The sequence below is a fragment of the Clostridium tyrobutyricum genome (assembly GCF_019144085.1).
In the GTDB taxonomy this organism is placed as follows: Bacteria; Bacillota; Clostridia; order Clostridiales; family Clostridiaceae; genus Clostridium_B; species Clostridium_B tyrobutyricum_A.
Map to the genome: position 1 here is coordinate 1 of NZ_JAHHUY010000017.1, position 25,768 is coordinate 25,768.

23 protein-coding genes and 2 other annotated features are annotated in these 25,768 nt (G+C 30.9%); all 23 genes read left to right on the forward strand.

Going from position 1 to position 25,768, the window contains the following annotated elements; all coding sequences use genetic code 11:
- Positions 1 to 83: 83 nt before the first annotated feature.
- Positions 84 to 320 (forward strand) — a binding site (T-box leader).
- A 101-nt stretch (positions 321 to 421) separates the two neighbouring features.
- The 23 genes from hpsG (at position 422) to KM800_RS08965 (ending at position 25,752) form a co-directional block, all read left to right on the forward strand.
- Positions 422 to 2,899, forward strand: coding sequence for a (2S)-3-sulfopropanediol dehydratase (hpsG, locus tag KM800_RS08855; protein WP_217812755.1), 2,478 nt, complete (start codon positions 422 to 424; stop codon positions 2,897 to 2,899).
- 28 nt (positions 2,900 to 2,927) lie between these two features.
- The gene (hpsH, locus tag KM800_RS08860) at positions 2,928 to 3,845 is read left to right on the forward strand and encodes a (2S)-3-sulfopropanediol dehydratase activating enzyme (RefSeq protein ID WP_217812756.1); all 918 of its coding nucleotides are present in this window, start codon (positions 2,928 to 2,930) and stop codon (positions 3,843 to 3,845) included.
- A complete protein-coding gene (locus KM800_RS08865; RefSeq protein ID WP_217812757.1) occupies positions 3,845 to 4,600 on the forward strand; it encodes an ABC transporter permease in 756 nt (251 codons plus the stop codon). The genes hpsH and KM800_RS08865 overlap by 1 nt, the downstream gene beginning before the upstream one ends.
- A 20-nt stretch (positions 4,601 to 4,620) precedes the next feature.
- On the forward strand, positions 4,621 to 5,403 hold the full coding sequence (locus KM800_RS08870; protein WP_217812758.1) for an ABC transporter ATP-binding protein: 783 nt from the start codon (positions 4,621 to 4,623) through the stop codon (positions 5,401 to 5,403).
- Positions 5,404 to 5,422: 19 nt separating this feature from the next.
- Positions 5,423 to 6,442 (forward strand): aliphatic sulfonate ABC transporter substrate-binding protein, encoded by a 1,020-nt coding sequence (locus tag KM800_RS08875; RefSeq protein WP_217812759.1) that lies wholly within the window; start codon positions 5,423 to 5,425, stop codon positions 6,440 to 6,442.
- Between the two features lie 136 nt (positions 6,443 to 6,578).
- Entirely contained in the window at positions 6,579 to 7,625 is a 1,047-nt protein-coding gene (locus tag KM800_RS08880; protein ID WP_254906510.1) for a sulfate ABC transporter substrate-binding protein, read from the forward strand.
- 33 nt (positions 7,626 to 7,658) lie between these two features.
- On the forward strand, positions 7,659 to 8,477 hold the full coding sequence (gene cysT / locus KM800_RS08885) for a sulfate ABC transporter permease subunit CysT (protein WP_217812760.1): 819 nt from the start codon (positions 7,659 to 7,661) through the stop codon (positions 8,475 to 8,477).
- A gap of 13 nt (positions 8,478 to 8,490) precedes the next feature.
- The gene (gene cysW, locus KM800_RS08890; RefSeq protein ID WP_217812761.1) at positions 8,491 to 9,318 is read left to right on the forward strand and encodes a sulfate ABC transporter permease subunit CysW; all 828 of its coding nucleotides are present in this window, start codon (positions 8,491 to 8,493) and stop codon (positions 9,316 to 9,318) included.
- A 1-nt stretch (position 9,319) separates the two neighbouring features.
- Complete coding sequence (locus KM800_RS08895) at positions 9,320 to 10,378, forward strand: sulfate/molybdate ABC transporter ATP-binding protein (protein WP_217812762.1); 1,059 nt, start codon at positions 9,320 to 9,322, stop codon at positions 10,376 to 10,378.
- Positions 10,379 to 10,551: 173 nt separating this feature from the next.
- Positions 10,552 to 11,631 (forward strand): ABC transporter ATP-binding protein, encoded by a 1,080-nt coding sequence (locus tag KM800_RS08900; RefSeq protein ID WP_303396674.1) that lies wholly within the window; start codon positions 10,552 to 10,554, stop codon positions 11,629 to 11,631.
- A complete protein-coding gene (locus KM800_RS08905; protein WP_217812763.1) occupies positions 11,628 to 12,485 on the forward strand; it encodes an ABC transporter permease in 858 nt (285 codons plus the stop codon). Before KM800_RS08900 ends, KM800_RS08905 begins: the two co-directional genes overlap by 4 nt.
- Entirely contained in the window at positions 12,485 to 13,273 is a 789-nt protein-coding gene (locus KM800_RS08910) for an ABC transporter permease (protein ID WP_217812764.1), read from the forward strand. Before KM800_RS08905 ends, KM800_RS08910 begins: the two co-directional genes overlap by 1 nt.
- Before the next feature lie 18 nt (positions 13,274 to 13,291).
- Positions 13,292 to 14,365 carry a polyamine ABC transporter substrate-binding protein gene (locus KM800_RS08915; protein ID WP_217812765.1) on the forward strand — a complete coding sequence of 358 codons (1,074 nt, stop codon included), beginning with the start codon at positions 13,292 to 13,294 and terminating at the stop codon, positions 14,363 to 14,365.
- Positions 14,366 to 14,411: 46 nt separating this feature from the next.
- Positions 14,412 to 14,630 (forward strand) — a binding site (T-box leader).
- 63 nt (positions 14,631 to 14,693) lie between these two features.
- A complete protein-coding gene (gene argS / locus KM800_RS08920; RefSeq protein WP_217812766.1) occupies positions 14,694 to 16,385 on the forward strand; it encodes an arginine--tRNA ligase in 1,692 nt (563 codons plus the stop codon).
- 42 nt (positions 16,386 to 16,427) lie between these two features.
- The gene (locus tag KM800_RS08925; protein ID WP_217812767.1) at positions 16,428 to 17,225 is read left to right on the forward strand and encodes a ribonuclease H-like domain-containing protein; all 798 of its coding nucleotides are present in this window, start codon (positions 16,428 to 16,430) and stop codon (positions 17,223 to 17,225) included.
- Positions 17,226 to 17,253: 28 nt separating this feature from the next.
- Positions 17,254 to 17,637 carry a CBS domain-containing protein gene (locus KM800_RS08930; RefSeq protein WP_217812768.1) on the forward strand — a complete coding sequence of 128 codons (384 nt, stop codon included), beginning with the start codon at positions 17,254 to 17,256 and terminating at the stop codon, positions 17,635 to 17,637.
- Positions 17,638 to 17,924: 287 nt separating this feature from the next.
- Positions 17,925 to 18,650 carry an HAD-IB family hydrolase gene (locus KM800_RS08935; RefSeq protein WP_217812811.1) on the forward strand — a complete coding sequence of 242 codons (726 nt, stop codon included), beginning with the start codon at positions 17,925 to 17,927 and terminating at the stop codon, positions 18,648 to 18,650.
- A 97-nt stretch (positions 18,651 to 18,747) separates the two neighbouring features.
- Complete coding sequence (locus KM800_RS08940) at positions 18,748 to 19,392, forward strand: ribonuclease H-like domain-containing protein (RefSeq protein WP_217812769.1); 645 nt, start codon at positions 18,748 to 18,750, stop codon at positions 19,390 to 19,392.
- 21 nt (positions 19,393 to 19,413) lie between these two features.
- Entirely contained in the window at positions 19,414 to 20,121 is a 708-nt protein-coding gene (locus tag KM800_RS08945) for a FadR/GntR family transcriptional regulator (RefSeq protein ID WP_217812770.1), read from the forward strand.
- A 677-nt stretch (positions 20,122 to 20,798) separates the two neighbouring features.
- Positions 20,799 to 22,325 carry an L-lactate permease gene (locus KM800_RS08950; RefSeq protein ID WP_217812771.1) on the forward strand — a complete coding sequence of 509 codons (1,527 nt, stop codon included), beginning with the start codon at positions 20,799 to 20,801 and terminating at the stop codon, positions 22,323 to 22,325.
- 37 nt (positions 22,326 to 22,362) lie between these two features.
- A complete protein-coding gene (gene larA, locus KM800_RS08955; protein ID WP_217812772.1) occupies positions 22,363 to 23,637 on the forward strand; it encodes a nickel-dependent lactate racemase in 1,275 nt (424 codons plus the stop codon).
- A gap of 58 nt (positions 23,638 to 23,695) precedes the next feature.
- A complete protein-coding gene (locus tag KM800_RS08960; protein WP_217812773.1) occupies positions 23,696 to 24,484 on the forward strand; it encodes an electron transfer flavoprotein subunit beta/FixA family protein in 789 nt (262 codons plus the stop codon).
- A 56-nt stretch (positions 24,485 to 24,540) separates the two neighbouring features.
- On the forward strand, positions 24,541 to 25,752 hold the full coding sequence (locus KM800_RS08965) for an electron transfer flavoprotein subunit alpha (RefSeq protein ID WP_217812774.1): 1,212 nt from the start codon (positions 24,541 to 24,543) through the stop codon (positions 25,750 to 25,752).
- The last annotated feature ends 16 nt before the right edge of the window (positions 25,753 to 25,768 follow it).

A 25,768-nucleotide genomic window follows, 5' to 3' on the forward strand; every position in this document is an offset into this window, starting at 1 on the left:
TTTATATATTATTAAAAAGTTATTGACAAAGCTACCAAAGGAGGTATAATATAAAGTATAAATTTAATACAGTGACCGAATAATTAAAGACTTTGAAAAAGGAAAGTAGTTTAAATATAAATTTTAAGAGAGGAAATTATCTGCTGAAAGATTTCTAGATTTAATTTAAATGAAGTGCCCTTTTGAGTTGTGTACCGAAATGATAGTAGGCTGCATCAGGTTCACCTGTTATAGTGATTAGGTATTATTATGTATCTGAATAAAGTGAGACTTATTGTCTAATTAGAGTGGAACCGCGAGGATTGAGCTTCGTCTCTATAGTATTTGTATAATATTATAGAGATGAGGCTTTTTTATTTGTCAAATATACTTATTGCCATATTAATAATAAGTATATTTGAAATGGAAGGGAGATAATAATATGTCAAATACGATTTTGTCACCTCAAGAGAAGAGAATAGTTGACGAAATTAATGGAAAATTCAATTTATACAGTAATAACAGAGTATTTAAAATTTTAAAAAGATTTGAAACAAAGAAACCAATTATTGATATAGAAAGAGCAAAATATTTTACGGAATCATTTAAAAAAACAGAAGGTGAACCTCTTGTTTTAAGATGGTCAAAGGCATTAAAATATATTGCAGAAAATATAACTGTGTATATTGATGATGATCAACTTATTGTAGGTAGAGGTGGATATGAGGGAAGATATGGACTTCTATATCCAGAATTGGATGGAGATTTTTTGGATTCTGCAATAAAAGAACTTCCTGATAGGGTACAATCTCCCTTTGATATTTCCAAAGAAGATGCCAGTGTTGTCATAGAGGATATAGCTCCATATTGGAAGGGGAAAACTTTTCATGAAGATCTTGCAAAATCCCTTCCAGAAGAGACAATAAAGTTAACATATAATCCGGAAAATACTTTGCAATCAAGATTCATAGTAAATGAAACAGCATCTTTCAGATCTTCAATACAATGGGTACATGATTATGAAAAAGTATTGAAGATAGGCTTTAAGGGGATAAAAAGTCTTGCAGAGAAAAAACTGGAAGCACTTGATCCATTAAGCCCTATAGATAATACAGAAAAAGTTCCATTTCTCAAAGCAGTCATAAATATAAGCGAAGCAATTATAATATGGGCAAGAAGACATTCTGAGCTTGCAAGAGAGAAAGCATCCATTGAAAAAGATACTGCAAGAAAACAGGAATTGATTAAGATAGCGGATATATGTGCCAGGGTGCCTGAAAATCCTGCACGTAATTTTTATGAAGCTGTACAATCTCAGTGGTTTACGCAGATGTTTTCAAGAATTGAACAAAAGACTGGAACAGTAATTTCAAATGGGAGAATGGATCAGTATCTATATCCATATTACAAAAAAGATATAGATGAAGGAAGAATAACAAATGAGAAGGCACAGGAGTTGCTTGAATGTGTATGGGTTGCTATGGCACAATTTATAGACTTGTATATATCTCCAACGGGAGGAGCTTTTAATGAAGGGTATGCACACTGGGAGGCAGTGACAATTGGTGGACAAACAAAGGATGGACTGGATGCTACAAACGAGCTGACATATTTATTTTTAAAATCAAAACGAGAATTTCCATTAAATTATCCTGATCTTGCAGCGAGAATTCATTCGAGTTCAAATGAACGTTATTTATATGAAGTTTCCGAAACCATAAAAGAAGGATCTGGATTCCCTAAATTAATTAATGATGAAGAAGTAATTCCATTACTTGTATCTAAAGGAGCAAATTTTGAAGAAGCATATGATTATGCAGTTTCAGGGTGTACAGAATGCAGAATGCCAAATAGAGATACCTATACGAGTCCATGTGCATATATAAATTTTGCAGCAGCAATTGAGATGACACTTTATAATGGAAGAATGAAACTTTATGGAAATGAGGATATAGGACTTAAAACTGGAAATCCAAGAAATTTTGAAATATGGGAAGAATTCTGGAATGCCTATATAGCCCAGCAAACCAATTTTTTAAAGCATGCTTTCATACAACAGCATGCGATAATAAATATAAGGCCGAAACATTTTGCAACACCACTTGGCTCAGCACTTCATGATCTGTGCATGAAAAATCTAAAAGATCTGCATGAGCCACACATAGAAGGCGGAATCGACCTTGGATACTTTGAATTTATAGGCTATGGCACAGTTGTTGATTCTCTTGCTGCTATTAAAAAGATTGTATATGAAGACAAAAAGATAACTATGGATGAACTTATAGATGCAGTATATTCAAATTTTGAAGGCAAGGAAGTCATAAGACAGCTTCTGCTTAATGCACCAAGTTACGGCAATGATGATCCATATACTGATTCAATTGCCAAAAAGCTTGACAGGGAGGCACTCGAATTTACAAAAAAATATTCCAAAGAACTTGGAGTACACCTTGATTTAAGATATGTTCCGTTTACATCCCATGTTCCTTTTGGAAAAGTTGTCAGTGCAACTCCAAATGGAAGAAAGGCATGGACACCACTTGCAGATGGTTCATCTGCATCACAAGGAGCAGACATAAATGGCCCTACTGCCATACTTCTTTCAAATGTAAAATCAAAAAATTATAATTACAGGGAAAGGGCATCAAGACTATTAAATATAAAATTGAGTCCGTCTTGTGTCAAAGGCGAAGAAGGTACTCAAAAACTTATATCTTTTATAAGAACGTGGTGTGATTTAAAATTATGGCATTTGCAGTTCAATATTATAAATAGAGAAACACTTGTAAATGCACAGAAAGAACCGGAGAAATACAGCAATTTACTTGTAAGAGTTGCAGGATACAGTGCATATTTTGTAGATCTTTCTCCTGATCTTCAAAATGATATAATAGCCAGAACTGAGCATGAAAATTTATAACTATTGTTATGAGATTGTGGAGGACTCTATGAAAGAACTTAATGAAGGTTATGTTATAAATATACAGCATTATTCAGTACATGATGGTCCCGGTATTAGAACATTGGTTTTTTTAAAAGGATGTCCACTTAAATGCAGATGGTGCAGCAATCCTGAATCTCAAAAAAACAATCCTGAACTTGCATACAATTCTGATAAATGTATAGGCATCAACCAATGTGGAAAGTGTATTGACGTATGCAAATACAAGGCTATAAAAAAATTTGATGGCAAAATATTAATAGATAGAGGACATTGCATACAATGTCATAAATGCCAGGATGTATGTCCATCAAAATCATTATCAGTATATGGAAAGCGTATGACAATAGATGAAATATTGAATATAGTAGAAAAAGATAGAATGTTCTATAGCAGATCCGGTGGCGGATTGACTATAAGCGGTGGTGAGCCTTTTAATCAACCAAATTTTACAATATGCTTACTGAAAATGGCAAAAGAGAGAAGGATAAATACGGCAGTAGAAACCTGCGGCTATACTAAATGGCAGTATTTAAGGCATGGAAGCGAATTCCTGGATACGATTATATTTGACATAAAGTGTATTGATTCAGAAAAGCATAGGAAATATACAGGTGTAGACAATAAATTGATACTTGATAATTTCAATAAATTATGTGAAGTATTTCCTGAAAAATTAAAATTGATAAGAACCCCTATTGTTCCTGAATTCAACGATTCCATCGAAGATATAACTGAAATTGTCGATTTTATAAAGAACAAACCAAATGTAGAATATGAACTTTTGCCATATCATCGTTTAGGACAACCTAAATATACATACATCGGGAAGCAATATATTATGGGTGAAATAAAATTAAATGAAGAAAAATTTAAAAGATTAGAGGCCATAAATACCATAGCTGATAAAAGGAGAAGTGTCTGATGCATAAAATAAAAAAAATTTATAAAATTGGAGAATATCTAGTTTTACCCATAGCTATAATAATTATCTGGCAGATATTATTTAAAACCGGGATAGTAAATCCTATATTGTTGCCAGGTCCTGAAAGAATATGGAACTCATTTATAAATCTTATAAAAACAGGAACTCTATATAAAAATATAGGCATGAGTATTCTTAGAGTTATAGAAGGATTTCTGCTTGCTGCTGCAAGTGGAATAGTAATAGGTATATTTGTAGGTCTGTCAAAACATTTTGATAGAATAACAAATATTGTAATCCAAGTTATCAGACCAATACCTCCAATTGCATGGATTCCACTTGCAATACTTTGGTTTGGAATAGGAGAAAATTCAAAGGTATATATAATTTTTTTAGGTGCATTTTTCCCTATATTTACGAATGTTGTTGAAGGAATTCGACAGGTTGACAAAAAATTGGTGGAAGTAGCTTGTGTCCTTGAAATACCAAAGAAAAAACTTATAGGAAAAGTAGTAATACCATCAGCATTGCCATTTATAATGTCAGGTATAAGAATTGGATTAAGCGGAGCATGGATGTGTGTAGTGGCTGCAGAACTTATAGCATCTACAAGTGGAGTGGGATATATGATTTCTGATGCGAGACAACTTTCCCAAACTGATGTTGTAATAGTTGGAATGCTCATAATAGGAATAATTGGAAAGGTAATGGATGTTTTACTTATAAGACTCCAGAAAAATTTAATAAGATGGTAAAAATCAGGAGGAGTGTGCAGATGAATGTGCCAATTGAAAGTGGAATTTCTATAAAAGATTTAAATAAAAAATTTACTATTGATAAAAAGCAAGTATCCATACTTGAAAATATAAATATTGATATAAAACAGGGCGAATTTGTGAGTATAATTGGCAGCAGTGGATGTGGAAAAAGTACACTTCTTCGTATAATTGCAGGATTGGACAATGATTATGAAGGAACAGCTGAAATGGATGGGCAAAAAATATTAAAACCAAGCTTGAAAAGGGGAGTTGTTTTTCAGGAACATAGACTTTTTCCATGGCTTACTGTAAGTGAAAATATATCCTTTGGATTGAAAAATAAATCCAGAGATGAAAAGAAGGATATAGTAAAACAGCATCTGGAGCTGGTTGGATTAAATGGATTTGAAAAGGCATATCCAGGACAGCTTTCAGGAGGAATGTCACAAAGAGTTTCTATAGCTAGAGCATTGGCCAATGATCCAGAAGTTCTTCTGATGGATGAACCATTTGGTGCACTGGATGCACTTACGAGGATTCAGATGCAGGAAGAATGTCTTAAAATATGGAATAAAAAGAACCTTACAATAATATTTGTAACTCATGATATTGATGAGGCCATATATCTAGGTGATAAGATTGTAATTATATCCCAGAGACCTGGAAAGGTGAAAAAAATAGTTCCTATAGATGTTGGAAGACCAAGAGATAGAAATAGTCATGATTTTTCAGAGATAAGAAAATTAATATATAAAGAATTTTTTTCAAATCAAAAAGAGGTTTTTAATTATACAATATAAAATTTAGGGAGAAAATAAAATGTTAAAAAATAAAAATAGAATTATAGCAGCAATTATGTCATTATCTATTATTTTGGCAGTAGGATGCAGTAGTGATAATAGCAGTAATAACTCTTCTGGTGTCAAAGGTGTCAAGGTTAAGGAAATTAGAATAGCAACTCAGCCTATACCAAATTATGCTCCAATCTTTGTAGCAAAGCAGAAAAAATGGATTGAACAGGATATGGCAAAAGTTGGGGTAAAAGTGAAATGGACATCATTTGCATCAGGGCCGCCAGAGAATGAATCACTGGCATCAGGAAGCCAGGACATTGGAATGATGGGAGACTCACCGGCTTTTATAGGTAAGTCCGTTGGTCAGGATACAAGCATAATTGCATCAAGCTCCATAGGCCCTAAGGCACTTGCTGTAATGGTATCAAAAGACTCAAAAATTACTTCACCAAAACAGTTGAAAGGCAAAAAAGTAGCAGTAGTAAAGGGATCATATGCTCATCATCTTCTATACCTTATATTAAAGAACAACAATATGACAACTGATGATGTTCAACTTATAAATATGGATACAAATGGTGATATAAGTTCCGCCATTGCAAATAAAAATATTGATGCAGGAGTAGTATGGGAACCTACTATAACTCAAATGGAAAACAAAGGAACAGGGAAAGTACTGGTAGATGGTACAGACGTAAAACTGGGAATATGTATTTATGTAATTAGAAACAAATTTGCTGAAGAAAATCCTGAACTTGTTAAAATATTCCTTAAAGATGTACAAAGAGGAGCAGAATTTGAAAAGCAAAATTTAAATGAAACAGCCAAATTGATAAGCACTGAAGTAAATTTGCCGCAGGATCAGCTTGTTAAGGTTTTACCTAAATATAATTTTAATCCTTATTTGACAAATAGTGATGTTGAAGAACTTAAAAAAACACAGGAGTTTATGAAAGAATCTAATTTGATTACTACATCAGTTGATGTTGACAAATTTGTAAATAAGGATTATTTACAACAGGCGGGCATTAAAGAAATAAATTAATACTTTTAGCTGACTGACTAGAAAAACTAGAGGTCAAGTTACATTTAGTACAGGAAGTATATTTTTTATTTTATATAATTTCTGCATTAGGTGCTACTTGGCCTTTTTTAATAAAAAAATATTGGGGGAATTCATTATGAAAAAATTCAAGTTTAGTATTTTAATCTCATTAATCAGTATTCTGGTAATAACTTCTTTTACAGGATGCGGCAGCAAAAATGCTGAGAAGTCAACAACAGATAAAAAATCTGTTGAACTTCTAAATGTATCTTATGATCCTACAAGGGAACTGTATGAAAACTATAATAAAGCTTTTGCAAAGTATTGGAAAGGAAAAACAGGACAGGATGTTACTATAAAGCAGTCACATGGTGGTTCAGGTAAACAGGGAAGATCAATAATAGAAGGACAGCAGGCAGATGTTGCAACTTTAGCTCTTGCCTATGATATAGATGCTATTCAAAAGGCTGGACTTATTAATCAAGGTTGGCAAAAAAAGTTCAAGGATAACAGTTCTCCTTATACGTCAACTATAGTGTTTCTTGTAAGAAAGGGTAATCCAAAGCATATAAAGGATTGGGATGACTTAACCAAAAAAGGCGTTTCAATTGTAACTCCAAATCCTAAAACATCAGGTGGTGCCAGATGGAATTATCTTGCAGCGTGGGGATATGCTTTGAAGAAAAATAACAATGATCAAAATAAAGCAAAAGAATTCGTTAAAGAATTGTATGGAAATGTGGCAGTACTGGATTCTGGAGCAAGAGGTGCGACTACTACATTTGTTGAAAGAGGTGTAGGTGATGTACTTATAGCTTGGGAAAATGAGGCCTTTTTATCTGTAAAAGAACTTGGAGCAGATAAATTTGACATAGTAGTTCCATCAGTCAGCATACTTGCTGAACCACCAGTTGCTGTTGTAGACAAAGTAGTAGATAAAAAAGGCACAAGAAAAGTTGCAGAAGCATATTTGAACTATCTTTATTCAAAAGAAGGACAAGAAATAGCAGCTAAGAACTATTATAGACCAAGAGATAAAGAGGTTTCTGAGAAATATAAAGATAAATTTCCTAAAATTAATTTATTTACTATAGATGACATGTTTGGTGGATGGGCAAAAGCACAAAAAACTCATTTTGATGATGGAGGAACATTTGATCAAATATATCAACCTAAAAAGTAACAATAATTGGGCAATGTGGAGAGGAGACAAAAAATGGTTAAAAAAACAAGAGTTATACCAGGGTTTAATATATCTATGGGACTGGCCATTTTATATTTGAGTTTAATAGTTTTAATTCCACTTAGTACGATATTTATTCAAACATCCAAGATGGGAATAGAGGGTTTTTTTAAAACTATAACAGATCCAAGAGTAGTGGCATCTTATAAAATAAGTTTTGGATGTGCATTTATAGCAGCTGCTATAAATGCTGCTTTTGGGCTTATTATAGCCTGGGTATTAGTAAGATATGAGTTCCATTTTAAAAGATTTCTAGATGGATGCATAGATTTGCCCTTTGCTCTTCCTACGGCTGTTGCAGGTATCTCATTGACAACACTATACTCAAAAAATGGATGGATTGGTTCCATATTAGCTAAATTTGGCATACAAGGATCATTTTCGACTTTTGGAATTACTGTAGCATTGGTGTTTATAGGAATACCGTTTGTAGTACGTACAATACAACCAGTTCTAGAAGATTTGGATGTTAGCATAGAGGAAGCAGCTTCTGTTTTAGGTGCATCTAGAATACAGATATTTATAAAAGTAATATTACCACAACTTATTGCTCCTCTTCTAACAGGATTCTCCCTTGCTTTTGCAAGAGGAATTGGGGAATACGGATCTGTTGTATTTATAGCAGGTAACAAGCCTATGAAAACTGAAATAGCTCCGCTTTTGATAATGACAAAACTTGAACAGTTTGACTATTCATCAGCTACAGCTATAGCACTGGTTATGCTTGTTTTTTCATTTTTGATGTTGTTTGTTATAAATTTAATTCAATGGAAAGCCAATAAGTATGCATAGGAGAGTGGAAAAATTGGAAAAATCATATCATACTAAATTTAATATAGTGAAATATATACTTATTGCAATAACGATAGCATTTTTGTTTATAATGCTTGGTATGCCATTGATTCTTATATTTTCGGAAGCATTCAGAAAAGGCAAAGATGCGTATATGACAGCTATTACAGATGCAGATACTATTTCGGCTATAAAACTGACTTTGGTAGCATCGGGTCTGGCAGTTCTTTTTAATACTATATTTGGCATTATGATGGCTTTTGCTGTAACAAAGTTTAAATTTAAAGGCAGAAATTTTTTAATTACACTAATAGATCTTCCTTTTGCAATTTCACCGGTTATAGCTGGATTGATATATGTACTGACCTTTGGTAGAGGGGGGTTATTTTATAATTTTCTATTTAAACATGATATAAATATAATTTTTGCACTTCCTGGTATAATATTAGCTACGATATTTGTAACTTTTCCTTTTGTATCAAGAGAGATAATACCGCTTATGATTGCTCAAGGAACTGATGAAGAAGAAGCAGCAGCTTCTATGGGTGCAAATTTATGGACAATATTTAGTAGAATAACTTTACCTAATATAAAATGGGGACTTTTATATGGAATAGTATTGTGTAGTGCACGAGCCATAGGAGAATTTGGAGCTGTTTCTGTAGTGTCAGGACATATAAGAGGTGAAACTAATACTTTGCCATTGCATGTGGAAATATTATATAATGAATATCAATTTTCTGCATCATTTGCAGTATCATCAATTTTAGTATTTATAGCTATTGTTATTTTGATTATTAGAAATATTATAGAGTGGAAAGTGAAAAAAGAGGTGATATAAAATGTATGTTGAAGTTAAAAATCTCAATAAAAGTTTTGGAAGTTATCAAGCATCAAAAGATGTATCTTTTGGAATAGAAAAAGGCAAGTTGGTAGGATTGCTTGGGCCAAGCGGAAGTGGAAAAACTACAATACTTCGTATGATTGCCGGACTTGAAACTGCTGATAGTGGAGAGATTTATATTGATGGTAAATTGGTTAACAATATAAATCCAGGAAAAAGAGGAATAGGATTTGTATTTCAAAATTATGCACTTTTTAGAAATATGACAGTATATCAAAATATAGAATTTGGACTCTCTATTAAAAAAGTGGATAAAAAATATAAAAGGGAAAGAGTTATGCAGCTTATAGAACTCATAGGACTTAAAGGCCTTGATAAAAGATATCCCAGTCAGTTGTCTGGAGGACAAAAGCAGAGAGTTGCTTTTGCTAGAGCACTTGCTCCAAATCCACAATTGCTTCTTTTGGATGAGCCTTTTGCAGCTATTGATGCAAAAGTTAGAAAAGAGCTTAGGACATGGCTTAAAAATATGATACACAAATTGGAGATAACTAGTATTTTTGTTACACATGATCAAGAAGAAGCAGTAGATGTAGCTGATGAAATTATAATAACAAATTCAGGAGCTATTGAGCAAAAAGGAGAATCAGTAGAAATATATAATAATCCTAAAACGGTTTTTGTAGCTAAATTTATTGGTGAGTCCAATGCTATTAAAAAATTTGGCCAATTTAAGGCATTCAAGAATATTCCTGAAGGAACAAAAGCTATTACAAGACCGGAGTTCGTTGAAGTTTATAAAGATGATGAAGTAAAATCTGGAACTGTCTATGAAAGTGGTATAGTTACTGATATATCCTTTGGTGGATCCAATTGGATAGTAACTGTAAAATTAGGTGACAATATAATAAAAGGTATACGATCATTGGCAAAAAATAATCTTAATATAGGTGATAAAGTAGCAGTTCTCATACACAGATTATATTTATTTGACAATAATAAAGTTAAAGTTGTTGAAAATAAATTTAAAAATAATATAAAATCCTACTCTATATAGATTATGTTATATTTTGCATTTTATCATATAATATGCTATTATAATTTTATGTTAGATTTAAATAAATATTAGCAAATATTTATTATAAGCAGGGTGGAATGGACCGCAGAAGTTAGCTTCTGCCTCTGATATAAGGAGGTAGAAGTTTTTTTATTATTTTATTGGAGGTGGGAATGCTGGATAATATCCTTGAACTTACAGATATTGTAAAAAAATTCAATGGACAAACTGTAGTAAAAGATATTTCTATAAATATCAAAAGAGGAGAATTTTTAACAATTCTAGGACCAAGTGGATGTGGGAAAACTACTACATTGCGTATGATAGCAGGTTTTGAGAAACCTACAAGTGGAAGTATAATTTTAAATGGAAAACATATAGAAGATAAGGAGCCTTATGAACTAAATGTAAATACTGTATTTCAAAATTATGCACTTTTCCCTCATATGAATGTATATAATAATATATCATATGGCCTTAGAATCAAGAAAATTAATAAAGATGAGATAAAAACACGTGTAGAAAATATGTTAAAACTTGTACAACTTGAAGGTTATCAGAAAAGGATGCCAAGTAATCTAAGTGGTGGACAAAAACAGAGGGTAGCAATTGCAAGGGCGCTTATTAATAGTCCTGATTTACTTCTATTGGATGAGCCTCTTGGAGCTCTTGATTTTAAGCTCAGAAAGCAGATGCAAATTGAACTTAAAAGACTCCAAAAAAAACTTGGAACAACTTTTGTATATGTAACCCATGATCAAGAAGAAGCTCTTAATATGTCAGATAGTATAGTTGTAATGAATGATGGGAAAATAGAACAGCTTGGAACACCAAGAGACATATATAAAAGGCCTAAAACCAAATTTGTAGCGGGGTTTATAGGAGATTCAAATATATTTGATTGTAATGTACAATCTATGGAAAAGGATAAAATATATTTAAACAATATAAATGGTACTATAATTACAAAGGATAGTCTACTTGAAAAAGGAGAGAATGTTTCAATAATAGTGAGACCTGAGAATATAAAATATTCTTTTAGTCCTGTAGATTTTTTTAATTTGAAAGCTACAGTGGTGGAAAATATATACCTGGGTTCAAATACTAAAACCATTTTAAAACTCAAAGATGGTACTAATGTATCTGTGATGAGTTATACTAAAAATCTTGAAATTCCAGAAGTAGGAACAGAAACATGGATATTCTGGGATACATCAGACGGGGTCTTAATTAAAGGGGTGACCTGTAGTTGAAGAAAAGAATTAGCTTTGAAAAATATACGTTTATACTGCCTGTTAGTATATGGATGATTATATTTATGGCAGTTCCTATTATATATATTGTATTTATAAGTTTTCTTCAAAGAGGAGTAAATGGTGGTATAGATTTTGTATTTTCATTTAGCAATTACAAGAGAATTATGTCACCACTGTATTTTAAAGTATTTTCCAATTCTTTATCCATAGCATTTATAACCATGATGTTTACATTGATTTTAGGATATCCTTTCGCATACTTTGTGTCTAAAATCCCTAAAAAGTTTAGAACATTGGCTATTATACTTATAATCATTCCATTTTGGACCAATTCTCTTATAAGAACTTATGCATGGATGAATTTAATGAGTACAGAAGGTGTTATAAACAACATACTAATAAAATTGAATATAATAAAAGACCCTTTAAAGATGCTTTATACTTATGGAGCTGTACTTTTAGGAATGATATATACTTTGTTCCCCTTTATGGTTCTGCCAATCTACAATTCAATTGAAAAACTTGAAAGTTGTTATATTGATGCAGCTAAGGATTTAGGTGCCGGAAAATTTAGAACGTTTTTTACTATAATGCTTCCTCTTACTATGCCGGGAGTTTTAGCAGGATGTATTTTAGTATTTATACCATCATTAGGTCTATTTTATATTTCAGATCTTATGGGTGGCAGTAAAGTTATGCTTATAGGAAATCTTATAAGAAATCAATTTTTGGTATCTCGTGACTGGCCTTTTGGAGCAGCCATATCTATTTTTATGATAGTAGTTACATTAATTTTAACTACTATTAGTATAAAATTAGTTGGTAAAAAAACGGATATGGAGGTCTTTTAATGAGCAATAAAATTAATAAGCTAATACGATATTTATATATTGTACTGGTATTTATGTTTTTATATTTGCCTATATTTGTAATAGTTTTTTATTCTTTTAACCAAGCTAAAACAGGGGCATTATGGACTGGATTTACTTTAGATTGGTATCATAGTCTATTCAATGATAGTGATGTAATTACAGCATTTAAAAATAGTTTGTCAATTGCAATTATGAGTACCATAATATCATCTTTAGTAGGAACTATAGGTGCATTTGGACTTTATAAGTATAAATTTAAAGGAAAGAGTATAGTAGAAGCACTTTTAAATATAACCATAATTATACCTGAAATAATAATGGGAATTGCACTCCTTGTATATTTTACACAACTCAACATACCCTTTGGTATAGGAACACTTGTGTTTTCTCATGCTACTTTCAGTATTCCTTTTGTATTAATAATAGTTAGAGCAAGAATCTCAGGATTTGACTCTTCCATAGAAGATGCAGCTATGGATTTGGGTGCCAACAGACTAAAAGTGTTTTTTACAATTGTACTTCCAAATATATTGCCGGGAATAGCTGCAGGAGCCATGATTGCCTTTATATTGTCTTTTGATGATGTAATAATAAATTTTTTCGTATCTGGACCTGCAAGTACTACTCTTCCAATAAAAATATTTTCAATGCTTAGATTTGGACTATCACCAGAGATAAATGCCCTTTGTACCATAATGTTAATTATTACTTTTATAATTTTAATTATGGTACAGAGTATAAAATTAATAGAAGAAAGAAGATTATAAATTTTTAGGGGGAAAATTATGAAGAATAAATTAATGAAATCTTTAAGTGTATGTGCAGCAATGGTATTTTTAATTTTATCATTTGCAGCATGTGGATCACAAAAATCAACTCAAAGTAGTGACAAAGTAGTTAATATATTTACATGGGCAAATTATGTTCCTGATTCTGTAGTAAAACAATTTGAGAAGCAAACTGGCATAAAAGTAAATTATAGTAATTTCTCGACTAACGAAGAAATGCTTGCAAAACTTCAAGCTACTAAAGGTTCTCAATATGATGTAGTCATATGCAGTGATTATATTATTGAAGTTATGTCAAAACAAAAAGAAATTTTGATGCAGCCAATAGATAAAAAAAACATACCAAATTATAAAAATGTAGATCCTCAATTTTTGGCTCAGGATTATGATAAACAAAATAAATATTCTATACCTTATACACTTGGTACCCAGATGATAGTTTACAATCCTGAAAAAGTCAAAATTGACATAAAGGGATACAAGGATCTTTGGAATCCACAATTGAAAGATTCAATTGTATTAGTAGATGACCCAAGAATAGTAATAGGTATGACACTTAAAAAATTAGGTTATTCTATGAATGAAACAGATTCTAAAAAATTGAATCAGGCAAGTGAAGAATTAAAAAAATTAAAGTCAAATGTAAAAGTTTTTGATGCAGATACTCCTCATAACAGTTTGATAAATGGAGATGTAAGTGTAGGATATATGTATGGTTCTCAGGCATCAGCAGCAGTTAAAGCCAATCCAAAATTCAAGATAGTTTACCCTGAAGAAGGAATGAATTCTGAGGAAGATAATTTTATAATACCTGTTAAAGCGCCTCATAAGGAAAATGCAGAAAAATTTATAAACTTTATGCTGAATGGTAAAATAAGTAATGAAGCAACAACTTCAAATGAATATGTAAATACGAACAAAGCAGCTAAACAGTATATGTCTAAAGAATACTTGAATAATAAAGCAGTGTATATACCCGATGAAGAACTTAAAAGAGCAGAAAGATTTAAAGATGTAGGAAGTGCAACTAAAACTTATGATAGAATATGGTCAGAATTTAAACAACAGTAATTTTGTATTGACAATATATATGTTAGGGTAATATAATAAGTAATAACTGAGCCTATAATTGAGAAACGAGTATCTTTAAAGTCTTATTTTAAGCGAGTAGAAAATGGTGAAAGTCTACAATATATTAAAGAGAAAGAGAGTCTCTTAGGAACTTATGAAGAATATTTGAGTATTCAAATAAAAAGTAAGTCGTTCACTGCGTTAAAGTTGAAAGTGGATAGCTTGCTATCAATTAGAGTGGTACCGCGAAAGATTCGTCTCTTTGAATAAAGAAGATGAATCTTTTTTGTTGTAAAATTTATGAAATCAGGAGTTGAGTTATAATAATATGGATTATAAAAAAATAATTGTAGAGAGATTAAAAGAAAACTTAAATTTAGAATTGAAGGATATAGAAAGAATTATTGAAATACCACCTAAGTCTGACATGGGAGATTATGCATTCCCTTGTTTTCAGCTAGCTAAAATATATAAAAAGGCACCTAACATAATAGCCAGCGAACTAAAGGGAAAAATTGATAATAAATATTTTGAAAAAATAGAAAACTTAGGACCTTATCTTAATTTCTTTGTAGATAAAAGTATTTTTGCAAAAGACACTTTAAACAAAATTTTATCCGAAGGTGATAGTTATGGAAAATCATCTGTTGGAAATGGGAAAAATGTAGTTATAGAATTTTCATCTCCCAATATTGCTAAACCATTTCATGTAGGGCATCTTTTTAGTACTGCCATAGGAAATTCTCTTTATAAAATGATGAGTTCTCAAGGTTATAATTGTACTAGAATAAATCATTTGGGAGATTGGGGAACTCAATTTGGAAAACTAATATGTGCATATAAGCTTTGGTGTGATGAAGAAGCTTTAAAAAAAGATCCTATAAAAGAATTGTTGAGGATATATGTAAAATTTCACGAAGAAGCAGAGAAAGATCCTTCTCTTGAAGACAAGGGAAGAATGTATTTCAAAAAATTAGAAGATGGAAATAAAGAGGAAGTTGAACTATGGAAAAAATTTAAAGACATGAGTTTGGAAAAGTTCAACAAAGTTTATGAAGAATTAGGAGTTGAATTTGATTCTTATGCAGGTGAAAGTTTTTATACTGATAAGATGGATTCCGTAATAGAAGAAATTGACAAATGTGGACTTTTAAAAGAAAGTAATGGTGCTAAAGTTGTAATGCTGGATGATTATAATATTCCGCCTTGTATAATAAGAAAGTCAGATGGAGCAACCATATATGCAACCAGAGATTTAGCAGCTGCAATATATAGAAAGAAAACTTATGATTTTGACAAGTGTATATATGTAGTTGGAATGGATCAGTCACTCCACTTTAAACAGGTATTTACTACATTAAAACTTATGGGAAAAAATTGGGCTGATTCTTGTAAACACGTTGGATTTGGATTGGTTAAATTTGCAAATAAGAAATTGTCTACTAGGAAGGGCGATGTTATCTTTTTAGAAGATTTATTGGATAGGTCTGTTGAGACTACTCTTAAAATAATAAAAGAAAAAAATCCTCAACTTGAGAACAAGACAGAAATAGCAAAAAAGATAGGAATAGGTGCTATAATATTTACTTATTTAAAAAACAATAGGGAAAGAGACATAATTTTTGACTGGGATGAGATGTTGAGTTTTGATGGTGAAACAGGGCCTTATGTTCAGTACAGCTATGCAAGGGGAAAGAGCATAATAAGAAAAGCAGGAGATTTCGATAGAGAAATGAAGTATACTGATATAAATTCATTTGAAGAATTCAATCTTGTAAAAATTCTTTCCGAATTTAATTTGCATGTATTAAATGCCATAAATAAATTAGAGCCATTTATTGTAACGAGATATGTAATAGAGGTTGCAAAAGCTTTTAATAAATTCTATAACTCTTGTAGTATACTTAATACGGAAGATGACAATATAAAAACTTTTAGACTTCATCTTGTGGAAGCTTCATGTCAGGTAATAAAAAATGCACTTAACTTGCTTGGTATACAGGTAGTGGAAAAAATGTAACTGTAATTTATTCTACTTCTATTAGTGAGTTTGGAGGTAATTATGTTTACTAAAAAATATGATACAGCATTAAATATTCCTGAAAAAATATTTAATACTTATAAAATGAAAAATGTGGCGTATTTTGATATAGAAACAACAGGATTTGATAAAAACAATGATAATATAATTCTTATATCTTTTGGAAACTTTATAGATTATAATAAATTTTCTATAAAACAATATTTTGCTGAAAATCTGGAAGATGAAGGGGAAGTCCTGTATAGTTTTGGAAGCGATATTTTAAAGTATGACAACTGGTGTTCCTATAATGGAATAGCCTTTGATGAACCATTTATTTGTAAAAGAATGGTAAAGGCAAATATATTTTTTGAACCGCCTAAGAAACATATAGATCTGTACAGGCTTATCAGGCCTTATTATAAACAATTGGGTATGGAAAGATGTAATTTGAAAACAGTGGAAAAGTATATAGGTATACAAAGAAAAGATCAGATAGATGGAGGAATCAGCGTAGATTTATACAAGCAGTTTTTGAGTACTAATGATGAAAAGTTGGAAAATACTATAATGCTTCATAATTATGAAGATGTATTAAATCTTCCTAAAATACATGAATTTATATATAAAGTTCAAAATAGTGATTCTCTTGTAAGATCTGATATAATTACCTATAAGCAGCTTAAATTTTTGACAAGTCTTTTGAATAGAAATAATATTCAGGTTGATTTTGAAATAAATAAAATTTCAAAAAAATCTGCATCAAGGACAATAGACTATATACTAAAAGGCGGAAAAGATCCAGAAAAAATAATAGATATTTCAAATAATAGCTATTAAACAAATATTTATAAAGGAGTTGATTGATTTGATTGGTGATATAATGCGTTCTGATATAGTTAGAATCAAAGATACTGATATATTAAGTAAAGCACTAAATATAATGCATGAACACAAGATAAATGGAGCACCTGTAATAAATGAAAATGGTAAGTTGGTAGGAATGATAGTAAAAGCTGATATATATAGATTTTTGATGGAAGAAGGTCACTTTGATACTTGCCCGGTAGAATGGGTAATGTCAAAACAGGTAATAACAGCACATAAAGATGAGGCTATACTTTCTGCAGCTAAAAGATTGAGAGAAAATAATATAATTGCAATTCCAGTAGTGGATAATGATTTAATAGTAGAGGGAATTATTTCTATTGAAGATATTATCGATTATATTATAAAAAAATCCAGCAAATAAGCTGGATTTTTTTAATCGTATTTAGCTATATGTTTTTTAGTGCATAAATAAAAATTAATATTATTTACTAGTGCATTTATTAACACATTTAAAATATTCCTTTAATTTTTAAAATCAATCTGTAATTGAGATATTCCCTGCATCCGTTTTGCGAATAGTTAAATTTAACCCTCTCAAGTTTATAACTAATGGATCTTTATATATTCTACTTAAAAGCACATATTATTTATGATAGAATATTATATATTAATTATTTTGAATTAAATAGAAAAAAGGAGATGAATATGATGGCAAAAGCAGCATTTTTTGATATAGATGGAACACTTTATAGGGAAGGACTTATGACAGAAGTATTTAAAAAACTTGTAAAATATGAAATTATACCACCGGATAGATGGTACAAAGAAGTAAAACCTGAATATGAAAAATGGGATAAAAGGCAGGGAAATTATGATAATTATTTATTAAAAATGGCAGATATATATATAGAAGCCATAAAGGGACTACACAAGTCTCAAGTAGAATTTATTGCAAGAAATGTTATACAACAAAAAGGGGACAGGGTATATACTTATACCAGGGACAGGATAAAATGGCACAAAGAAAATGGACATAAAATAATAACTATATCTGGAAGCCCAATAGAATTAGTTAGGGAAATGTCTGAAAAATATGGCTTTGATGATTGTATAGGAGCAAAATATATTATTGATAGTAATGATATATATACTGGAGAAGTTATTCCAATGTGGGATAGCAAGAGTAAAATGAATTCTATAAATAAACTAGTAAAAAAATATGATATAAATTTACAGGAGAGTTATAGCTATGGAGATACTGCTGGTGATTTTGATATGTTGAGATTAGTAGGTCATCCTGTTTGTGTGAATCCTACTAGAGAACTTGTAAGAGAAGCAGTCAATAATGAAGCTCTAAAAGATAAAATAACTATAGTTATAGAGAGAAAGGATATGATATATTGTTTGAATCCTTCACACATAAATCCAATTTAAATTTTTAATATTTTTTAAATTGAATTTATCAGCTTAATATTTAAAAATGATATAATATAAGATATGTATAGTAAAAGACTTAGAAAAGAGTGGTAAAGTGATAAAAAAATATGATAGTATATTTATCAAGCAGCCTTCAATTCAAAAAGCTCTGGAAATTAAGGGAGTATGTGTTTTTAAAGATGCTTTATTTTTTGACTTAGAGCATTATATATATAAGAAGCCAATATGTATAGGAGTATTTGGATGCTGTTTTTATGATAAGGATATTGAAAAATTAAAAGTTACTCAATATATGATAGAGAATAAAACTGATGCAAAATCTATATTGAAGATGGCTGAAGATTATTTTATAAATATGTGGAACAATGGTAAAAAATATATTGTTACTTTTTCAGGCAATAATGATTTTACTGTTATAAATTATCTTTTTAAGAAGTACAACTTAGACTTTGATATAAATGAACACTTTTTTCATATTGATTTACAAAGGCAATATGAAAAAGAGATTCATTCTTCGATTGGTTTAAAAGCATTGGAAAAAGAATTTGGAATTGTAAGAGAAAGCGAAGTTATAAGTGGATCTAATTTAGCAAAAACTTTCAGCAAAATAGTAAAGGATAATGATTATATAAATAGAATGCCTGATGAGAAAAAAGAAAAAATATTGTTATATAATGAACAGGATGTAGTAAGTTTGTTTGATATTTACGTAAATTGGAAAAGTGTATTTAAAAACTAATAGAATAGGGGGAGCTTGATTATGGTTTTTCGTCCAATAAAAAGTACAAAAGTTTATGAACAAGTAATAGATCAAATAAAAAATATGATTGCTGATGGTACTTTGAAAAAGGGTGATAGACTTCCATCTGAAAGAGAATTGGTAGAACATTTGGAAGTAAGTAGAACCTCTGTAAGGGAAGCTATAAGATCTTTACAAATTATGGGGCTTATAGAATGCAGACAGGGGGAAGGAAATTTTATAAATCGAAATTTTGAGAATACGCTATTGGAACCTATATCCATAATGTATATGCTTCAGAAAAATAATCCTGAAGAAATACTTGATGTTAGAAAAATAATAGAAACAGGTACAGTAGTACTTGCTGCAAAAAAAATAAATGAATCTGAACTTAAAGGATTAAAAGATATTGCAGATGCTTTTAAAGTTTCCAGAAATGAAGAAGATAATGTTAGATTTGATAAGGAGTTTCATTATAAAATTGCAAAGGCTTCTGGCAATTTACTTATAGTAAATATATTAAATGCAATGTCGTCACTTATGGATTCTTTTTTAAAAGATGCTAGAAAAAAAATATTAGTTGATGAAGAAAATGTTATAGTTCTTGCAAATCAACATGAATTGATATATGAGGCAATAAGAGATGGAGATGAAGTTAGAGCTTCCGAAGAGATGAAGAAGCATTTAGATTTCACTAATGAATATATGAGGAGGACCGTCAATGAATAGTTAAAAATATATCATTTAATTTTAACATGTATACCATTAAGAGTATTTTAACATATATATTTTAAAATTAGATGTTTTATTTTTTTTACTAATTATCAAATGATAAATCATATCAATTATCGTTTAAAAAAAATCAATATATAAATTAAGATAAATTATGGGACTATATAATAACACATAAAAAAGTATAATATTAATTGAAAATATTTTCATTTGACATTTAAAGACGAAATAATATTTTCAAAGTGTTATCTTTATAACTATTATAGAAATATTATAAAATGTATGATAGTATATACATAAAGGAACTGGTAATACCATCATACCAAATCCTTTATAATAAAATTTGTAGACTTGATAATTAAACAAAGATACTTTATTTCTCACAACAAGTTTTTAAAGTTTAGCATTGAGATATGAGACAATATATTAGAATGTATTCGTTAATATTTTAACAGGTTTATAACTTTATAATACTTTTTACAAAAAAAATAAAAAAATTTCAGAAAGTAAAAAACCATGTAAACGTTATTAAACTCTATTCTATAGGGAAAACACAGAGATTGAAAACGATGTTAATAAAAAAACAATTATAGAAATACCCTAGGAACTGTGCTAGACTTAAAGAAAAGGTGGTACTACCATAGTACCATAATAAAGATTTGGGGGGAATAAAGATGAATATGTACTTGTTATTTTTTATTGCATTAATACCTATAATATGGTTAATGGTTTCTTTGGGAGTTTTAAAAATGCCAGGACATAAAGCCTGTCCTATTGGATTAATAGTTACTATATTATTGTCAATAATTTTATGGAAAATGCCAGTATTTAATGCTATTACCGCAGCAATAGAGGGATTAGCACTTGCATTATGGCCTATTATAATTGTAATTATAGCTGCAGTGTTTACTTATAATCTTTCAGTTTATACTAAAAGTATGGATGTAATCAAAAAAATGATGACAAACATTACTACTGATAGAAGAATATTGGTACTTATTTTAGCTTGGGCATTTGGTGGATTTATGGAGGCAATAGCAGGTTTCGGTACAGCAGTTGCTATACCAGCTAGTATACTTGCTGCTCTTGGATTTGATCCTATCTTTGCAGCCATTATATGTTTGATTGCCAATACAACTCCTACTGCTTTTGGAGCCATAGGAATTCCAGTAACAACTCTTGCAAAGGTTGCCAATATTGATGTTACACAGCTTAGCTATGCTGTAGGTCTTCAATTGTCACTTTTAATTATTGTTGTTCCAATTATACTTGTAATGCTTACGGGTAAAAGTGTTAAGGCAATAAAAGGTGTTTGGGGAATATCGCTGGCCTCAGGTATTTCATTTGCTATTCCGCAGATATTTGCAGCAAAATATTTAGGAGCTGAACTTCCAGCAATACTTGGTTCTGTAATTTGTATGGCAGTAACTATAGGAGTTGCCAAGGTATTCTATAAAAATACAGCTTCGAAGGATGCTGAAAATATACCAATTAAACAAGCTGTTTTAGCATGGCTTCCATTTATATTAGTATTTATATTTGTAATACTTAGTAGTGCACTTTTCCCACCAATAAACAAAGCATTATCTTCAATAAAGACATCAGTACAAATTTATTCAGGAAAAGGTGCAGCACCATATGTATTTAGTTGGGTATCTACACCAGGTACACTTATTATAATAGCCACATTCATTGGTGGACTTATTCAAGGTGCTAAATTTGGTGAAATAGCTGGAGTATTGGGAAATACATTTAAGCAAATGTACAAGTCTGCTATTACTATAGTCGCAATAGTTGCGCTGGCTAAAGTAATGGGTTACAGTGGAATGATAAAATCCATATCAGCAGTTTTAGTTGTTATAACTGGAGGTTACTATCCTCTTATTGCTCCTATAATAGGCGCACTTGGAACATTTGTAACTGGTAGTGATACATCATCCAATGTATTGTTTGGTGGATTGCAAGTAGAAGTAGCTAGATCACTTCATCTAAATGAATTCTGGCTTGCAGCAGCAAATACAGGTGGAGCAACAGCAGGAAAGATGATATCACCTCAAAGTATAGCTGTAGCAACAGCAGCTACAGGGCTTGTTGGTTCAGAGGGAAAGATACTAAATTCAACTTTGAAATTCTGTATAGTATATGTAGTAATTTTAGGTATTATGGCATACTTTGCCGGCCCTATGTTTGGATTTAGATAATTTATAAAATTGTATTAAAGTGAAAGGGGAATTCATCATGGCTAAGATAAGATTACCTTATAATAAAAAATTAATTGATATAGAGATAGATGATAAGAATATTTCTACAGTTCTTGAATCTAAGGCAGAAGCTTACAAAACTGATCTTACTGAATCTGAAATAGTTGAGAAAGCATTGGATAATCCAATTAGTTCTCCCAAATTAGAGGAGTTGGTTAAAAATAAAAAGAATATGGTCATAATAAGCAGTGACCATACGAGACCAGTTCCAAGTAAAATCATAATGCCAATACTTTTAAAGAGAATAAGAAAAGTTAATCCTACTATTGATATAAAAATTTTGATTGCTACAGGATTTCATAGACTTACTACCAGGGAAGAACTTATAAATAAATTTGGAAAAGAAATAGTAAAAAATGAAAACATAATAATACACGATTCTCGTGATAATAAAAGTTTAGTTAAAATAGGAACTCTTCCATCTGGAGGCGAACTTATAATTAACAAGGTTGCAGTGGAGACGGAATTGTTAATTGCAGAAGGTTTTATAGAATCACATTTCTTTGCTGGATTTTCAGGAGGTAGAAAAAGCATACTTCCTGGAATAGCTTCTGCAACAACTGTTATGGCAAATCACTGTGCTGAATTTATAGCTAGTCCGTATTCTAGAACAGGAAAGTTAAAGAACAATCCCATTCATAAGGACATGCTATATGCAGCAGAAAAGGCAAAATTGGCCTTTATAATAAATGTAGTTATAGATGGAAATAAAAAAATAATAAATGCTTTTGCAGGACATAGTAAACTAGCTCATGAAGATGGATGTAAATTTGTTTTGAATTTATCTAAAGTAAATAAGGTTGAATCAGATATTGCTATTTCAACTAATGGAGGATATCCGTTAGATCAAAATATATACCAGTCAGTTAAGGGAATGACAGCAGCTGAAGCTACTTGCAAAGATGGTGGCGTAATTATAATGGTTGCTGCATGTAATGACGGACATGGTGGAGAGGGATTTTATAATAATCTAGCTAATGCTAAATCTCCTAGAGAATATTTGGATGAAGTTTCTAAGGTTCCAAGGAATGAAACAGTACCAGATCAATGGGAGTCCCAGATATTAGCGAGAATATTAGACAAGCATATTGTTATTATGGTGACTGATATGTGTGATCCAAAGCTTATAAAAAATATGCATATGCAGCAGGCTAATACTTTTGAGGAAGCATTGAATAGAGCTTATGACATTATGGGCAAAGATGCTAAAGTAGCAGTTGTACCAGATGGAGTTGCTGTAATTGTAAGTTAATAAGTCAACTGATTTTATAACATTCACATAAAAAAATAAATTTTTGGAGGTAGTTTAAATGGATATATTAGTATGTATAAAACAAGTTCCAGGAACATCAAAAGTTGAGGTTGATCCAGTAACAGGCGTACTGAAGAGAGATGGAATAGATTCCAAAATGAATCCATATGATCTATTTGCACTTGAAACTGCTCTTAGAATTAGGACTGAAAAAGGTGGAACAATAAAGGTAATAAGCATGGGACCACCACAGGCTTCAGAGGTAATAAAAGAAGCTTATATGATGGGTGCAGATGAAGGTACACTTTTATCAGATAGAAAATTTGCAGGAGCAGATGTATTGGCAACATCTTATACTATATCTCAAGGTATAAGAAAAATGGGACATGTAGATTTAATACTTTGTGGAAAGCAGACTACCGATGGAGATACTGCACAAGTAGGACCTGAAATGGCAGAATACCTTGGAATGCCTCATATAGCTAATGTATTGAGTATTGAAGAAGTTAAAGATAAATCTATAGTTGTTAAAATGGATATGCCTAATACAGTAGAAATAGCAGATGTAAAATTCCCTTGCCTTTTAACAGTAGAAAAAGATATATATCAACCAAGGCTTCCATCTTACAAGAAGAAATTAGAGACTAAGGATAGAAAAGTTGGAATGCTGGCTCTAAAAGATTTTGAAGATAAAGATGAAAATAAATATGGACTTAATGGTTCACCAACACAAGTTGAAAGAATATTCCCACCAGAAGTAAATACTGATCAGGAAAAATGGGAAGGTACTGGAGAAGAACTTGCTGATAGATTGGAGAGCAAACTTAAAGAACTTAAATTTGTTTAATAAAACTCAGTACAAATCATAAATTATAAATATTTATAAATTTAGGAGGAATTAATATGGGTAGATTGGTAGTTCATGAAGAAAAATTAAATCCAGAAATTATAAAAGAATTGGTTAATATATGTCCTTTTGGAGCTATGGAAGAGAAAAATGGAAAGATTGAAGTTACTGCAGCATGTAAAATGTGCAGACTCTGTGTTAAAAAAGGTCCTAAAGGTGTAATGGAGTTTGTAGAAGACAAAGTTGAACAGATAGATAAAAGTCTTTGGAAAGGTGTAGCAGTATATGTAGATCACGTAGAAGGTGATATACATCCAGTTACTTATGAACTTATAGGAAAAGCAAGAGAACTTGCTGGTAAGATAAAACAACCTGTATATGCTGTATTTGTAGGATACAATATAAAGGACAAAGCACAGGAACTTCTTCATTATGGAGTTGATGAAGTATTTGTATATGATTATGAGGAACTTAAAGATTTCAGAATAGAACCGTATACTGCAGCTATGGAAGATTTCATAAATAAAGCAAAACCAGGAACATTGCTTGTTGGAGCAACAACAGTTGGAAGATCTCTTGCACCAAGAGTTGCAGCTAGATTTAGAACTGGACTTACAGCTGATTGTACAATACTTGATATGAAGGAAAATACAGATTTAGTACAAATAAGACCTGCTTTCGGTGGCAATATAATGGCACAAATAGTTAATCCTAACCACAGACCACAGCTTGCTACTGTAAGATATAAAGTTATGGATGCACCTTGTAGGTCAGATGAAATTTCAGGAAAAATAAATGTAGAATATATGGATAAAAACAAGTTTAAGTCTGGAATTGACGTACTAAAAGTAACTAAGAAAGAAGTTGAAGTAGGAATTTCAGATGCAGATGTTATAGTAGCAGCTGGTAGAGGTGTTAAATCTGAAAAAGATATGGACATGATAAAAGAACTTGCAGATTTACTAGGAGCTCAAGTAGCTGTAACCAGACCACTAGTAGAAGCTGGCTGGGCTGATGCAAAGCTTCAAATTGGACTTAGTGGAAGAACAGTTAAACCAAAACTTATAATAACTTGTGGTATATCAGGAGCAGTTCAATTCGCTGCTGGAATGAATAATTCAGACGTTATAGTTTCCATAAATAACGACCCTAAAGCTTCTATATTTAATGTAGCTCATTATGGTATAATAGGAGATTTATATGCAGTAATACCAAAACTTATAGAAGATATAAAAAATGATCAAGGTGTTCAATGTAAGGTGATGTAAAATCCGGCATGAAGAT